Here is a 14,417-nt window from a genome sequence, read left to right as displayed (position 1 = left end):
CCCTTACAACAGCCTGGATAACAGGCGCAAAAAGGCGCGCTGTTCAGGCTCGTTCAGCGGTGCCAGCGTTTCCTTGGTGATCCGGTGCGCGTGCAGGGTCAGATCCCGAAATGCGGCCAGCCCCGTCTCGGTCGGGCTCAGATGCACGCGCCGCTGATCCGTTGGGTCGGGGGTTGAGGCAACGAATCCCTTGCCCCGTAATCGATCCACCACACCTTTGATCGTCGCCGCATCCATTGCCGTGGCGCGTCCCAGAGCGTTTTGCGACGCTCGCCCCACTTCGCACAGCTTTGCCAGGGCGGCAAACTGGGTTGCAGTCAGTTCGGGAATGTGGTGCGCAAACAACGCCAGATGGCGCTGGTTGGCCCGGCGCATCAGAAATCCGACCTGTTCGTCCAGCACATAGGGGGCATCGCTCTTGGGGCGGTTGTCCATCTGGTGGGTGGCCTCGTTGGTTGTTGTTGACAGGTTGGGATCGCGGTCGCAAAATCCATTTGTATACTAACAAGATTGCCGCACCGGCCAACAAGGGTAAACCAAACGTGTCTGCCTATTATCGCCCGGACTCACTGACAGACGCTCTGGCCGTGCTGGATCGAACCGGGGCGGTCGTGGCCGCAGGATGCACCGACCTGTTCCCTGCGACCGAGCGGCAGGAGCTGGCGGGGCCGGTGCTGGATGTAACCGCGATTGATGGGCTGCGGGGGATATCCGCCATGGCCGGGGGCTGGCGTATTGGCGCGACAACCCGGTGGAGCGATATTGTTGCCGCCGATCTGCCGCCAGCTTTTGACATGCTCAAACAGGCCGCGCGCGAGGTCGGCGCCGTTCAGGTTCAGAATGCGGGGACGGTGGCTGGAAATCTGTGCAACGCCTCGCCTGCGGCTGACGGCGTGCCACCTTTGCTGGCGCTGGATGCGCAGGTCGAATTGACCGGAACTGCTGGCCACCGGGTCTTGCCGCTGGCCGAATTTATCACCGGCGCGCGCCAGACCGGCCTGAAACCGGGCGAATTGATGACGGCGGTTGTTATTCCACACACGTCGGGGGCCGGACGCAGCCGGTTCCTGAAGCTGGGTGCGCGCAAATACCTGGTGATCTCGGTCGCCATGGTGGCGGTGCGGTTGGATCATGCGGCTGGCCGGGTCACCGATCTGGCATTGTCGGTCGGGGCGTGCAGTGCTGTGGCAATGCGTTTGCCGGCGTTGGAACGGCAGCTGATCGGGCAACCTGTGCGCGATCTGTCGGGGCGGGTGGATCAGCGTCTGGTTTCCGACGCCCTGTTGCCGATTTCGGATGTGCGTGCGGATGCGGCCTATCGCCTGCGCGCGGCTGGTGAATTGCTGCGCCGTGCACTGAGGGATCTTGAGGTGGCGGCATGAAGGACGGTACCGCACTGCATCTGTCAGTAAATGGACAGAGCGTCAGCGTTGAAGCGTCGCCTGGTCGGCGCCTGTCGGATGTCTTGCGCCGCGATCTGGGATTGACCGGAACCAAGACCGGCTGTGACGCGGGCGACTGCGGAGCCTGCACCGTTTTGCTGGACGGTGCGCCGTTCTGCGCCTGCCTGATACCAATTGCCCAAGTCGCAGGCCGCGATATTGCTACCGTCGAAGGGCTGGCATCGGGCGGGGCAATGTCCCGGGTACAGGCGGCGTTTCTGCGCCACGGGGCGGCGCAATGCGCCATCTGTACACCGGGCATGTTGATGGCGGCCAGCGCGTTGCTGAAACAGATCGAAACCCCGGATCGCAGACAGGTTGAACGGGCCCTTGGCGGGGTTCTGTGCCGCTGCACGGGGTATGCAAAAATCGTTCAGGCGGTGCTGGATGCCACCGGATCGCACGGCACTGCAGAACCCGCAGCGGGTCTTGCCGTGGGCGCAAGCGTGCCGCGTCTGGATGGCCCGCCCAAGGTGGACGGATCCGAGGTGTTTGGCGCAGATTTCTCCCCGCCCGATGCGCTGCTGGTACGTGCCGTCCGCGCGCCTCATGATGCGGCACGATTCACAATTGGCGATGTCGCCGGGTGGATCGCGCGCCAATCGGCTGCGGTGCAGGTGTTCACCGCTGCCGACATTCCGGGGGAAAACCGCTTTGGAGTTCTCCCGACTTGTTCCGATCAACCGGCGCTGGCCGAATGCCATGTCAGGATGCGTGGCGAGGCGGTGGCGCTGGTCGCGGGTGACCCCGCCGTGATCGAGACGCTGGACCTGACGGAGTTCCCTGTCCGCTGGACTCCGCAACCGGCGCTGATGGAGATGGCTGACGCGCGCGCGCCCGATGCCTCGCGCGTTCATGCCGACAGAAACGACAATATCCTGATCGCTGGCAGGGTGCATACCGGCGATCCCGAAGCCGCGCTGAGCCGGGCGGCCCATGTGGCCGAGGTGTCGGTAAAGACCGGTTATGTCGAACATGCCTATATCGAACCCGAGGCCGGATCGGCCTGGATGGACGGCGACATGTTGGTGATTCAGGCCTGCACCCAGGCCCCCGTGATGGATCGAGACGACACTGCCCGGGTTCTGGGGCTTGCGCGCGAGCGGGTGCGGATCATTCCATCAGCTGCGGGGGGCGGGTTCGGATCCAAGCTGGATCTGTCGGTGCAACCGCTGATCGGGCTGGTGGCCTTAAAAACCGGACGGGCGGCGCGGATGGTCTATTCGCGCCGCGAAAGCATGGCCAGCACCACAAAACGGCATCCGGCCACGATGACGGCGCGCGTGGGGATCAATGCGCAGGGGCAGGTTGTCGGCATGGCGTTTGACGGCGATTTCAACACCGGCGCCTATGCCAGTTGGGGACCAACCGTGGCTGTCCGGGTGCCGGTGCATGCCTCGGGGCCATACCGGGTGCCAAATTACCACGCCCAGGCCCGCGCGGTGCATACCAACGGCCCGGTCGCGGGGGCGTTTCGGGGCTTTGGCGTTCCGCAGGCGGCGATCGTGCAGGAAACGCTGTATGATGACCTTGCCAACAGTGCGGGTATCGATCGGCTGCAGTTTCGCCTGGACAATGCGCTGCGCGACGGTGACCGCTCGGTCTGTGGGCAGCAGCTGTTCGGAGTCGGCATCGTCGATTGCCTGCTGGCGCTGGAGACGCCTTGGAAAGTGGCCTTGCAGGAGGCGCAGGACATCAATGCACGTGCTGGCCCGATCCGGCGCGGCGTCGGGGTCGCGGGATGCTGGTATGGCTGCGGCAACACGGCTCTGCCCAATCCGTCGACCATTCGGCTGGGCATTACGGCGGATGGGCGGTTGCGCCTGCATCAGGGGGCAACCGACATCGGGCAAGGTGCAAACACGGTGATCGCCCAGATCTGTGCCGATGCCCTTGGGCTGCCTTTGCATCAGTTCGACCTGATCGGGCCGGATACGGCGCTGACGCCGGATTGCGGCAAGACATCGGCGTCGCGACAGACGGTGATCACCGGCAAGGCGGCTCTGCTGGCGGGAGCGGCCCTGCGGGCACGCATTCTGGCGCTGAGCAACATGGGCGATGAGGCCCGTCTTGCGCTTGACGGCAACAGGCTTCGGGTCAGCGACGGGGCGGGGCAGCGGGTGATCGACCTGAGCGTTCTGCCGCCGGATTCACAGGGCTATGTTCTGGCAACCGAGCAAAGCTATGATCCACCGACGCAGGCCCTGGATGAAAACGGCCAGGGCAGACCCTATGCGGTGTATGGCTATGGTGCGCAGATGGCAGAGCTGGAGGTGGACATGGAACTGGGCACCGTGCAGGTGCGCCGCATGACCGCCGCGCATGATCTGGGCCGGGCGATCAATCCGCGGCTGGCAGAGGGCCAGATCGAGGGCGGCATTGCTCAGGGGTTGGGCATGGCGCTGATGGAAGAGTTCATCCCCGGACGCACCGAGAACCTGCACGATTATCTGATCCCGACGGTCGGCGATATGCCCGAAATCCGCTCGATCCTGATCGAGAAACCGGATCCCGAAGGGCCAATGGGGGCCAAGGGGCTGGGCGAGCATGTGCTGATACCGACTGCTCCGGCGATTCTGAACGCGATCCGCCACGGTTGCGGCGCGCGTATCACCTGCTTGCCCGCGCTGCCGCACCGGGTTCTGGCTGCGATCCACGCCACTCAGGAGGCGCGGGATGGTTGAAAAGCGCGCGACCCGGCCGGAAAAGATCCGCTGCGATGCCTGCCCGGTCATGTGTTTTATCGCCGAGGGCAAAGTTGGGGCCTGTGACCGATACGCCAATCAGGGCGGGCGCATCATCCGTTGCGATCCACTGACCGTGCTGGATCGGCGCATTGAGGCGGGCGGAGAAATCCGCCCTTTCCTGAAAACGCAATGGGATGGGCAAGTCGTTGGCGGGGATGATCTGTTTCTCACCGCCGTCGGATCCGGGACCACCTACCCCGACTATAAACCTGCGCCTTTTATCGTCAGCCGCAAGGTCGATGGCGTCGATTTTGTCACCGTCGTGACCGAAGCGATATTTTCCTATTGCGGTGTCAAGGTGAAGATAGACACCGACCGTCATCTGGGCCCCGAGGCCGCGCCTGTCCGCGCGCAGGGCGAGCATGTGGGCCATGTGACGACGAGCGAATATGGCAGTCAGATGTTATCGCTGGGCGGTGTCGATCATCTGACCGGCGGCAGCAAACCCGAAGGCCGCGTGACCTGCGATACCTTGCTGCGACTGTGCAATCGCGAAGCGGTGGATCTGACTGTCGACGGCGGGGCCAGCGTCGTGGTGCAGGCCGGCAAACCGCCGATCGTCGATGGTCAGGCCGAGGAACGGATGCGGGTCGGGTGCGGCTCGGCCGCCATCGGCATGTTTGCCAGCCAGTGGCGGGGGCTGGTCGATGAGGTGGTTGTGGTGGACGACCACATCACCGGCGTGGTCAGTGAACATCAGGCGGGCAAGGTGCTGGGCTGGCCCGACACGGGCATCCGTATATTGGGGCGACGCTCGACACCAGGGCGGTACTTTCAGGTGGCGAAACCGGGGCTGGGTTGGGGGGGGACGGACATCCAGGACCCTTTGACCATTCTGGGCGACTGGAACCCGAAAAAGGGCGCGCGTGCCGGTTTGACGCTGCTGATGGTATCCACCACGGGCGAGCAATGGGGGTATTTCGTGCTGGACGAGGATCTGCGGCCACAGCCCGCGACCTTGCCCGAGACACTGCGCCCATCTGTCGAGTTGATTGCAGAAAACTGTGAACCGGCGCTGTGTACGGTGATGTTCATGGGAGGCGCTGGCGGGTCTTTGCGCTCGGGTGTCACGCGCAATCCCGTCCATTTGACCCGCTCGGTTCAGGCGTTGAAAACGCGGGTCACCTGCGGCGGTGCGCCCACCTATGTTTGGCCCGGAGGTGGCATCACAATCATGGCCGACGTGACCCGAATGCCCGGAAACGCCTTTGGATATGTGCCGACCCCGGCCATCGTTGCGCCGTTGGAATTCACCGTCAGCCGGGCGGATTATCAGGCATTGGGGGGGCATGATGCAGCAATACGCTCGGTCGCGGACGTGCTGGAGCATGGGGGCGAATATGGCGCGGATGTGCGTGCGGTTGCGCGGGACAAGGGCTGAGATGGAAGCACAAGCCGCGTTCCTGTCCGACGGGCGATTGCATTTGCATCATGGGCCGATTGATCTGATCGTTGACGCCACGGGGCCGGGGCGGCAGGCGGGGTTGCGCCGGGGGGTGGAGCGGTTCGAAACCGTCCTGACCGAGCTGGTTGCCGAGCTTGATACCCTGCGCCTCCCAGTGGGCCAGAGCCGTGTGTTGCTTGGCAGGGTCGCCTGCGCCATGCACCGCGCGGCAGCCGCGCATGGCACCGTTTTTGTCACGCCGATGGCCGGTGTCGCCGGGGCGGTGGCGGACGAGATCCTGCGCGCAATCTGCGCCGGAACAGGGTTGCACACAGTGCATGTGAACAATGGCGGAGATGTCGCCTTTCATTTGACCGAGGCTCACAGCCTGACGGCCGCGATTGCCGCCGGACCCGCCCCGCGCATTCGTCTGAGCGCGAACTCTCCTGTGCGCGGCATGGCGACATCTGGTTGGCGTGGGCGCAGTCATTCGATGGGGATCGCCGACAGTGTCACGGTATTGGCCCGCACGGCGGTGCAGGCCGATGTTGCCGCCACGCTGATCGCCAATGCGGTGGACTTGCCCGGGCATCGGGCCGTGACGCGGGTTCCGGCAAACAGCCTGTCACCGGACAGCGATTTGCGCGCGCGGTTGGTCACCGTTGATGTCGGCCGGCTGACAGCCGAAGAAACCTGGCGCGCGCTGGACCGGGGCGTGGCCTTTGCCCAAGGCTGTCTGGCGCGCAATCTGATCGACGCGGCGTTCCTGTGTTTGAACGGCGCCTATCGTGCGATGGGCGCGCCCGAGCTGATGAAATATGACCGGAAGGATCCGATTGATGCCTGAATTCACGCTGCGCAAGACCATGGTCTTTGTCGAAGATATCCACCACGATGCCGGTCCTGCACCGCGACTTCCCCGTCGTCGCGCGGCGATCGTGGCGCTGGTGCACAACCCGTTTGCCGGTGGTTTTGTCATTGATCTGCAGTCGGCAATGGAAGATCTGAAACCACTGGGCCTGATGATGACCGATCGCCTCATCGAGGCGATGGGCGGCATCGACGGTATCGACGGCTATGGCAAGGCCGGGTTGGTCGGCGAGAATGGCGAGCTGGAACATACCGCCCTGTGGCATGTGCCGGGCGGCTATGCGATGCGCGAACGGTTGGGCGCGGCCAAGGCGATCGTGCCGTCATCAATGAAAATGGGCGGTGTGGGCACCCGCATCGACATCCCGCTGGGTCACATCAATGCCGCCTATGTGCGCAGCCATTTTGATGGGATGGAGGTTGGAGTGCCCGACGGGCCGCGGGCAAACGAGTTGCTGTTCGCGCTGGCGATGGCGCGCGGGCCGCGCATCCACCACCGCATGGGGGGGCTGGGCGTGGAAGATGTCAAAGGCGAGGACGGGCTGCGCTGATCAGGGCAGCAGATCGGCCCGCATCAGCAGCAGTGCGATATCCTCAGGGTTGGCCGCAATCGCCCGGTTCAAGGTTTCCACAGCGGCCTGCCGGTCGCCCAGGGCATCCTGGATGCGCGCGATCATCGTCCAGGCTTGAACCAGTTGGGGGTCCATTTCGACCGCTTCGCCAAAGGCGCTCAGGGCGGCGGCCATGTTGCGCGTGGTCAGCCCGATCCCGCCCATGACCAATTGCGTTTCGGGCAAATCGGCCTTGTTCTGAAGCGAGCGCTGCCATTCGGTCATGGCCTGCCCCAACGCCCTGGTCGCGCTTTCGGGCATTTGCGCGATCCGCAATCCCAAAAACTCGCGTGCGGCGGCGATCCGGACGCTGCGCATAGGGTCCTGTAACAACGGCAGCAGATGACCTGCGGCTTCGGTGGGGGCGGCCCGTTGCAGCGGCACTGCTGCGGTGCGTACCATCGGGTCGGGGTCTGACAGCAGCGGAACGCCGCGTGCGGCTATGGCCGGTGTGCTCACCGGCGCCAGCAGGTCCAGCGCGCTGGCGCGCACGATGCCGGGCAGGCCACTGTGTTCTGCAATGCCCAGCAAACCCTCGGCCTGGGCGGCCGGATTGTCGCGTGCCGGTGCAAAGACCTGCGAGAAATGCGGGCCGCGATGGCGGCTGTCGGGGTACCAGGCCGCAACCGTTTGCGAGGCCCATGCCGCGGTACGGTCATCGTGGCAATCGGTACAGGCGTTGGGTGCTGTGGTTTCAACGCTCAGATCCGGGCGCGGAACGCGGAACGAATGATCGCGCCGCCCGTCGACACCCATATAGGTTCTTTCGATCATGTGGCAGTTCTTGCATTGGGCGCCGCTGCTGTCTTCGGGGTGGAAATGGTGGGCTGGATCGTCATATTGCGTCAATGGCAGCGATGGGAAACGCGGATTTCCGGCGGCGGAATGGCACTGTGTACAGATCGCGTTGCCCTTGGCCAGACGTTCGCCCGAATGCGGGTTGTGGCAATCGGTGCAGGCAACCCCCTTGGAGTACATCTTGGACTGCAGGAAGGATCCATAGACATAAACCTCGTCCAGGATCTGTCCGTCAGGATGATACAGACCTTCGCGCAAGGGCGACAGGCGATAGGCATCGTGAAACGGCGTTCCGGGCAGGGGGGTGCCATCTTCAAAGGCCTCGCGCCTCGAATGGCATCCGGCGCATTGCTGGATCTCGGCTTCGGCTCCGGTGTTGAAATCCATCGAAAACCCGCTTCCGCTCAGCCCGGCCCAGCGGTCCGGGTCATAATCTCCATTTGCCAGTGCCCAGTCCCGATGCGCCTGACCTGGTCCGTGACAGGATTCGCACCCGACGCCGATCTCGGTCTGGGTGCTGGCATAGCTGGCGGTCTTTGGATCGAAGTTCTTGTCATAGTTGGTCGCGTGGCATTCCGCGCAGCGTGCGTTCCAGGTTTTATAAGGGCCGGTCCAGTGCAGCCCGTCGCCTGCGGGCAGGTCCTGATCCGGATACAGGTGATACCAGCGCTTTTCCTCGACATCCCAAACCACGTCCAGCGATTGCAATCGGCCCGCTTCGGTTTCCAGTATATATTGTTGCAACGGAGCGAGCCCGGCGACGCCGGCCACAGGATAGCGTTGCATTGACCCATCCGGCCCGTCGGTGTGAACGACATACTGGCCGTCCTCGCGGCCAAAGCGGGTGGTGATGCCCCTGTGCAGAAACTGGGTCTCATCGAAATCACCCAGAATGGTATCGGAATTCGGCTGTGTCCACGCCATGGCGTGATGGGATTTCTGCCAGTCATCGGCTTGACGCCGGTGACAATCGGTACAGGCCGCCGACCCGACATAGGCAGGTGTGTCTGCTGTTTGCGCGGTTACGGTCAGCGGGGCCGCGGTCAGAAGAATACCGAATGCCGCCAGCAGCTTTGATAATCCAGCGTATCGGTTTGTGGCCCGACCGCAGTGTTTAAGACGTGACACGGGACAGTACGGCTCCTCAGGTTACATTGGACAGTCGCACGGCGTAAAACACCTGTCCAGCCGGGGTTTTCGCCGGGAACTTGTACAGCACATTCGCGACATTCGCCCATTGGCGGTCTTAAAGGAAATCTTGCGAGGCGGTTGAAATTTCGGTCAGTTTCGTCATGGTAGAATGGCCTGGACTGCAATCGGGCGCATTTCTGACAGCAAACAGAAGATGACATGGAGAGTGAAAATGCTTGATCCAGGATCCATTATCCGAGGCGTTGCAAGGGGGGTGGCTACAGCGGTGGTGGTTGCTGTTGCAGCATCCGCGAATGCCCAGGAGAAACCCAATATTCTGGTGATCTGGGGGGATGATATCGGCCAGTCCAACATTTCGGCCTATACCATGGGCCTTATGGGGTATCAGACGCCGAATATCGACCGGGTTGCCGATGAAGGCATGATCTTTACCGACTATTACGCCGAGCAGTCCTGTACCGCCGGGCGATCGTCCTTCATTACCGGGCAATCGGTATTCCGCACCGGCCTGTCAAAGGTCGGTATGCCGGGCGCGACCGAAGGAATGCAGATCGAGGACCCGACCATTGCTGGTTTGCTCAAGGCACAGGGCTATGCCACGGGGCAATTCGGCAAGAACCATCTGGGCGACCGGGACGAAATGCTGCCCACCAACCACGGGTTCGACGAATTCTTCGGCAACCTCTATCACCTCAACGCCGAGGAAGAGCCCGAGCTGGAAGACTATCCCAAGGATCCCGCGTTCCGCGAACGGTTCGGTCCGCGCGGCGTGGTCAAATCCTCGGCCGATGGCACGATCGAAGACACCGGACCGCTGACCAGAAAGCGGATGGAAACGGTCGACGAGGAAACCCTTGCTGCGGCAACCGATTTCATCAAACGCAAGACCGAAGAAGGCACCCCCTGGTTCGTATGGTGGAACGGAACGCGGATGCATTTCCGCACTCATGTGAAAGACGAGATGCGCGCCAAGGCCAACGACATGTATGGCAACATGAGCGAGTATCAGGCTGGCATGATCGAACATGACATGCAGGTCGGACAACTGCTGGATTTGCTGGATGAACTCGGCATCGCCGACAATACCTTTGTGCAATATTCCACAGACAACGGTCCGCACATGAACAGCTGGCCCGACGCGGGGATGACCCCGTTCCGGGGTGAAAAGAACACCAACTGGGAAGGCGGATTCCGCGTTCCGGCCATGGTGCGCTGGCCCGGCAAGATCGAAGCCGGATCCGTGTCCAACGGGATCATGCACCACATGGACTGGTTGCCGACCTTCCTGGCCATGGCCGGGAACCCCGATATCAAGGAGCAGCTTCTGCAAGGGGTCACCGTGGCCGAAGTCGGCGGTGGTCGTGATTACAAGGTGCATCTGGATGGCTACAACACCCTGCCGTATCTGCTCGGCGAAGTAGACGAGTCCCCGCGCAAGGAAATCTTCTATTTTTCGGATGATGGCGACCTGACTGCGTTGCGTTACAATGACTGGAAGGCTATCTTTCTTGAGCATCGTTTCCCGCAGACCCTACGCGCCTGGGCAGAGCCTTGGACCGAACTGCGTATTCCGCTGCTGTTCAACCTGCGCCAGGACCCCTATGAGCGGGCGCAGCTCACCTCGAACACCTACTACGACTGGTATCTGGATCACGTTTTCCTGTTACTGCCCGCAGCGGATTTTGTGGGGCAGTTCCTGGCCACGTTCGAGGAATATCCGCCGCGTCAGAAGCCAGGCAGCTTCACCATCGGCGATGCCAGAGACAAGATCTTTTCCTCGATGGGGTCCAAATAGATCGCTTGAAGGAACAAAAGGTGGCTGCCCTGCAATGGGCGGCCACATGCCGTTGGTGTTATTTCCTGACGATCCCAGCGTACGTTCACGGGCTTGGGTCGGACGGATAAGGGACAGCCACAGCCCCCACCAACCCCGCGCAGAACACAGGCTGCGATCCTCGTGCCGCAGATAGGTCCCCGGCATCATAGCCGATCACAGCCACTGGACGACGACGCGAAAAGCAGGACAAAAGTCACCGAGAACGCGCGCGAACCGAGCTTCTGTTGGCTGGCTGTATAGAGCCGAGCGCGCCTTCTATGGTCTCATGCCTTTGGATTCAGTCCCGGCAGGGCGGCAGCTTTCCCATGGCGGCGCCGATCTTTGCGCAACTGGCCATGCAACTCGGTAAATATCCGAGCGGCGTCAGCCCATGCGATATCACGGTTGGTTTCGGCCTCGGGAAAATCCGGGCGCCTTTCCGGGGCGTCTTAAAAAGCGCGGGCGCTCGGGCGGTATTCGCGGTTGCGGGACCGCGCCATGCCTTCGCCGAGGGCGGTCTCGGTGCTGTCGCGCCCGGCAAACAGGGCCAGTCTGGGCATATTTCCCCGCCCTCAGCATGGAGTGTCCGTGCCACATCGGGTCGGCAAACAAGGTAGCGGCACGCGCATAGTCTTTGGCCTCGTAGGCCGGTCGCCCTTGCTGATCGGGGGCAGGAACCAGTCGCGCCAGCCATCTGCCTGCGCAGGCAGGGGCAGTTTCAGCGTCAGCCATACCAAACCCACGCCACCCCAGCGCATCGTCCAGCCACGCCGGAACCACAATCGCGCCAGCACTACCAGCGCCCAGATCAGGAAAGCGGCCGTCATCTGCCAGCGCCCACGGCGCAGGATGCTGGACCCTTCTTGCGCCTGAAAACCAGATGCCTCGGTCAATCTGCGGAAAAAGGGCACAGGGGTCGCAGTGACACGGTGGCGGAAAGGGGGGCAAGAGAGCAAGGCCCACGGGAGTGCGAGCGAGATCATGCGGTGTCCGCCTCTTGCACCCGAGGGGTCTTGATCCAGTGCCGGGGCATCGGCGCTGGGCGGCACAAAGGGCAGACCATATTTCCGCGTCCAATCGGCAACCAGAGCCAAGCGACTGTCCATCATGGTTTGCATCCTATGGCGAGTGTTCTCCGTGGTCGCATCGGGTTCGGCCTGCAAACTCCCGTCGGTTGCGATCAGCCGGAACCCGTCGGGCAGGGTGTCTGCCAACGGATCCGCGACGTTGAACAGAAACAGATCGTTGTCTTGCGCCAGCCTGCGTAGTTGGTCTTGGCGCCCCGTGCCGCCGCCTGCAAAACGCGGTTCGAGGTGTCCGATGTCGACGCCTGTGCCTGCGCATGCAGGCGCTGGTTTGCACGGGCCATGGTGGCAAGCAACCGGTGCAACGCGGCCGTCGAGCGGATCGGGCGATGCTCGGCAATGGTACCATCGCCAAACACCGGGCCGCCGACTCGACCGCAACCACGGATTTCATTTAGACCGGGCTGCCAAAGAACATCGACATGCGCTGATCCACCAACAACGGGGTGGGGCGGTCGCGTTCCTCGGTATAGACGCGCACATGCGGATTGCCGGTGCGGGCGGTGACCTTCCAGGCGGATGTTGTCGCCGGTCAGGTAGCCCGCAACTCTTCAAAGTTCAGCCCCCGCCCGCGCAGCTTGCTGGTGTACCGCCCATTCAGCACCCAATGCGCAGGTTGGCGTGGCAACAGGCTGAGATTTCGCGCCCCGCCAGCCAGGCATGGGCGCCACCTCAGTGTCCAGCGCCAGCGAGGCGCGGGGGCTGGTTCCGACCGCGATCTCTTGGCGGCGTATCAGCCGGATCGCCTCGACCTCGTTTTCGACCGGGGGGTGGGCGATGTTGTGACATGCATCAGGAAGCGGCCGGTCTGGCCGATGATGGATTGCGCCATCCGGGCCTTCAGGTCTTGGATCTGTTCGTGCGCGGGCATCAACGCTCATTCTTGGGTCATGGTGCCGGACGTCGAATGCACTACGCCGTTGAACGACGGACTAGCGTGGTGGATGGGATGCGCAAGAACCAGGGGAATGTCGGACAAACGGAACCTATTGCGGCATGGTCTTCCAGCGTGCGAAGCCATAGAAGCGCTATCAAAGACAGCGGGGACAGCACATGCAACCAAGACATGCAGACAGTGGCCGCAGGAGGGCCGCAGCAGGATCGGGGGCCGCAGTATGCGTCTAGTTTTTATGGGAACGCCCGAGTTTTCCGTGCCCGTATTGCAAGCTCTGGTCGATGCCGGGCACGAAATTGCCGCCGTGTATTGCCAGCCGCCGCGCCCGGCGGGCCGTGGCAAAAAGGACCGCCCCAGCCCCGTGCAGGCATACGCCGAGACCCTGGGTCTGGCGGTACGTCATCCGAAGTCGCTGAAAACGGCTGAAGCACAGGCCGAGTTCGCCAGTTTTCAAGCCGACGTCGCAGTGGTCGTTGCCTATGGTCTGATCCTGCCGCAGGCGGTTCTTGACGCGCCGAAACATGGTTGTCTGAACATCCATGCAAGCCTGCTGCCACGTTGGCGCGGGGCAGCACCGATCCATCGGGCGATCATGGCGGGGGATGCCGAAACCGGCGTTTGCATTATGCAAATGGAGGCCGGTCTGGACACTGGCCCGGTGCTGTTGCGCGCATCCACGCCCATTGCAAGGCAAGAGACGACAGGTGCGTTGCATGACCGGCTGTCCGCCCTCGGCGCGGATCTGATTGTGCAGGCGCTTGCCCAGCTGCCGGATCTGACGCCCACACCCCAGCCGACGGCGGGGGTGACCTATGCTGACAAGATCGACAAGGCCGAGGCCCGGATCGACTGGACCCAGTCGGCCGAACGGATCGATCGCCAGATCCGTGCCCTCTCGCCGTTTCCCGGGGCCTGGACGCAGATCGGTAAGGACCGGGTCAAGCTGTTGTCTTCGCGGGTTGTACGCGGGCAGGGTGCGGCGGGGCGGGTTCTGGACGATGCGCTGACCGTGGCTTGCGGTGCGGGGGCTGTATCGATCCTGCGCTTGCAACGGGCGAGCAAGGAGGCGCAGGATACCGAAACCTTTTTACGCGGCTGGCCGGTGCCTGCCGGCACACAGATGGGAGGGTAAGCGGATTTTTCCTGTCATGATCGGCACCGTGGTGATCGCTGGCATCGTCGGTTACCTGTCCGAGAAAACCCAGTTCACTCACAATGGTTACCTGCCCTCGATCATCATCTGCATCGGCGGGGCCTTTCTGTTCTATTTCGTTCGTATCATGTTTGGTTTCGGGTTTGGCAGCCCTGGCATGAATGCGATTGTTTCGTCCATCGGCGCACTGATCGTTGTGCCGACCCATTGGCGGAAATAGCAATGATCAGCATCGTTGGCCTGATCGTCATCGGCGCTGCGGCGGGGTTTCTGGCAACCCGGTTGATGCGGCTGGAGGCAGATATCCCCACCACCATGTTCATCGGCATCCTGGGTGCCCTGATCGGTGGGCTGGTGTTGCGTGTACTGACCTCGGTGATGGGGGCGATGTCCGGGTTCGTCGGGGCGGTGCTGGGCGCGATGCTGTTGATTTGGCTGTGGCGGAAATACCGGCGCTGAACCGG

At 62.8% G+C, this 14,417-nt stretch carries 15 protein-coding genes; 9 read left to right on the top strand and 6 right to left on the bottom strand.

The features are described from left to right. Positions 1-3: 3 nt before the first annotated feature. On the bottom strand, positions 4-435 hold the full coding sequence (locus NANH_RS0109765; RefSeq protein WP_027261877.1) for a MarR family winged helix-turn-helix transcriptional regulator: 432 nt from the start codon (positions 433-435) through the stop codon (positions 4-6). Between the two features lie 59 nt (positions 436-494). Here NANH_RS0109765 and NANH_RS25885 point away from each other — a divergent pair, with 59 nt between their 5' ends. From NANH_RS25885 to NANH_RS0109740, 5 genes are read left to right on the top strand one after another with little or no spacing between them, the layout of a single operon-like run. Beyond that, complete coding sequence (locus NANH_RS25885; RefSeq protein WP_245601429.1) at positions 495-1,382, top strand: FAD binding domain-containing protein; 888 nt, start codon at positions 495-497, stop codon at positions 1,380-1,382. Continuing rightward, positions 1,379-4,126 carry a molybdopterin-dependent oxidoreductase gene (locus NANH_RS0109755; RefSeq protein WP_027261876.1) on the top strand — a complete coding sequence of 916 codons (2,748 nt, stop codon included), beginning with the start codon at positions 1,379-1,381 and terminating at the stop codon, positions 4,124-4,126. The genes NANH_RS25885 and NANH_RS0109755 overlap by 4 nt, the downstream gene beginning before the upstream one ends. Next, positions 4,119-5,570 carry a 6-hydroxynicotinate reductase gene (locus tag NANH_RS25880; protein ID WP_036049656.1) on the top strand — a complete coding sequence of 484 codons (1,452 nt, stop codon included), beginning with the start codon at positions 4,119-4,121 and terminating at the stop codon, positions 5,568-5,570. The genes NANH_RS0109755 and NANH_RS25880 overlap by 8 nt, the downstream gene beginning before the upstream one ends. 1 nt (position 5,571) lies before the next feature. Continuing rightward, complete coding sequence (locus NANH_RS0109745) at positions 5,572-6,420, top strand: UPF0280 family protein (RefSeq protein WP_027261875.1); 849 nt, start codon at positions 5,572-5,574, stop codon at positions 6,418-6,420. Beyond that, positions 6,413-6,994, top strand: a complete 582-nt coding sequence (locus NANH_RS0109740; RefSeq protein WP_027261874.1) for an amino acid synthesis family protein — start codon at positions 6,413-6,415, stop codon at positions 6,992-6,994. The genes NANH_RS0109745 and NANH_RS0109740 overlap by 8 nt, the downstream gene beginning before the upstream one ends. Here NANH_RS0109740 and NANH_RS0109735 read toward each other — a convergent pair whose 3' ends face one another. After that, a complete protein-coding gene (locus tag NANH_RS0109735) occupies positions 6,995-8,980 on the bottom strand; it encodes a multiheme c-type cytochrome (protein WP_245601427.1) in 1,986 nt (661 codons plus the stop codon). It abuts the gene before it with no gap. A 235-nt stretch (positions 8,981-9,215) separates the two neighbouring features. On the opposite strand from NANH_RS0109735, the gene NANH_RS0109730 reads away from it, so the two are divergent. Continuing rightward, positions 9,216-10,799, top strand: coding sequence for an arylsulfatase (locus tag NANH_RS0109730; protein WP_027261872.1), 1,584 nt, complete (start codon positions 9,216-9,218; stop codon positions 10,797-10,799). Between the two features lie 593 nt (positions 10,800-11,392). On the opposite strand, the gene NANH_RS27400 is transcribed toward NANH_RS0109730, so the two are convergent. From NANH_RS27400 to NANH_RS29060, 4 genes are all read right to left on the bottom strand, one after another. Then, on the bottom strand, positions 11,393-11,929 hold the full coding sequence (locus NANH_RS27400; protein ID WP_139236379.1) for a hypothetical protein: 537 nt from the start codon (positions 11,927-11,929) through the stop codon (positions 11,393-11,395). 71 nt (positions 11,930-12,000) lie between these two features. Further along, positions 12,001-12,264, bottom strand: a complete 264-nt coding sequence (locus NANH_RS27395) for a hypothetical protein (RefSeq protein WP_027261870.1) — start codon at positions 12,262-12,264, stop codon at positions 12,001-12,003. A 35-nt stretch (positions 12,265-12,299) separates the two neighbouring features. Then, positions 12,300-12,386 carry a hypothetical protein gene (locus NANH_RS29795; protein ID WP_081710452.1) on the bottom strand — a complete coding sequence of 29 codons (87 nt, stop codon included), beginning with the start codon at positions 12,384-12,386 and terminating at the stop codon, positions 12,300-12,302. A 70-nt stretch (positions 12,387-12,456) separates the two neighbouring features. Beyond that, a complete protein-coding gene (locus NANH_RS29060; RefSeq protein ID WP_211237084.1) occupies positions 12,457-12,786 on the bottom strand; it encodes a hypothetical protein in 330 nt (109 codons plus the stop codon). Positions 12,787-13,020: 234 nt separating this feature from the next. On the opposite strand from NANH_RS29060, the gene fmt reads away from it, so the two are divergent. From fmt to NANH_RS0109690, 3 genes are read left to right on the top strand one after another with little or no spacing between them, the layout of a single operon-like run. Then, positions 13,021-13,932: a methionyl-tRNA formyltransferase gene (gene fmt, locus NANH_RS0109700; protein ID WP_027261869.1), complete on the top strand. Its 912-nt coding sequence runs from the start codon at positions 13,021-13,023 to the stop codon at positions 13,930-13,932. 4 nt (positions 13,933-13,936) lie between these two features. Then, on the top strand, positions 13,937-14,173 hold the full coding sequence (locus NANH_RS0109695; RefSeq protein WP_027261868.1) for a hypothetical protein: 237 nt from the start codon (positions 13,937-13,939) through the stop codon (positions 14,171-14,173). 2 nt (positions 14,174-14,175) lie between these two features. Beyond that, positions 14,176-14,412 carry a GlsB/YeaQ/YmgE family stress response membrane protein gene (locus tag NANH_RS0109690; protein ID WP_407694885.1) on the top strand — a complete coding sequence of 79 codons (237 nt, stop codon included), beginning with the start codon at positions 14,176-14,178 and terminating at the stop codon, positions 14,410-14,412. Positions 14,413-14,417 lie beyond the last annotated feature (5 nt).

This window comes from Sedimentitalea nanhaiensis DSM 24252 (genome assembly GCF_000473225.1).
In the GTDB taxonomy this organism is placed as follows: domain Bacteria; phylum Pseudomonadota; class Alphaproteobacteria; order Rhodobacterales; family Rhodobacteraceae; genus Sedimentitalea; species Sedimentitalea nanhaiensis.
Note: the sequence above shows the minus strand (reverse complement) of the source record. Positions and strands in the feature narration are given on the sequence as shown.

Bases quoted from the DNA above. Each gene is read 5' to 3' on its own strand.
- NANH_RS0109765 (WP_027261877.1), bottom strand. From the start codon at position 435: ATGGACAACCGCCCCAAGAGCGATGCCCCCTATGTGCTGGACGAACAG.
- NANH_RS0109755 (WP_027261876.1), top strand. From the start codon at position 1,379: ATGAAGGACGGTACCGCACTGCATCTGTCAGTAAATGGACAGAGCGTC.
- NANH_RS25880 (WP_036049656.1), top strand. From the start codon at position 4,119: ATGGTTGAAAAGCGCGCGACCCGGCCGGAAAAGATCCGCTGCGATGCC.
- NANH_RS0109745 (WP_027261875.1), top strand. From the start codon at position 5,572: ATGGAAGCACAAGCCGCGTTCCTGTCCGACGGGCGATTGCATTTGCAT.
- NANH_RS0109740 (WP_027261874.1), top strand. From the start codon at position 6,413: ATGCCTGAATTCACGCTGCGCAAGACCATGGTCTTTGTCGAAGATATC.
- NANH_RS0109730 (WP_027261872.1), top strand. From the start codon at position 9,216: ATGCTTGATCCAGGATCCATTATCCGAGGCGTTGCAAGGGGGGTGGCT.
- NANH_RS27400 (WP_139236379.1), bottom strand. From the start codon at position 11,929: ATGATGGACAGTCGCTTGGCTCTGGTTGCCGATTGGACGCGGAAATAT.
- NANH_RS29060 (WP_211237084.1), bottom strand. From the start codon at position 12,786: ATGAGCGTTGATGCCCGCGCACGAACAGATCCAAGACCTGAAGGCCCG.
- fmt (WP_027261869.1), top strand. From the start codon at position 13,021: ATGCGTCTAGTTTTTATGGGAACGCCCGAGTTTTCCGTGCCCGTATTG.
- NANH_RS0109690 (WP_407694885.1), top strand. From the start codon at position 14,176: ATGATCAGCATCGTTGGCCTGATCGTCATCGGCGCTGCGGCGGGGTTT.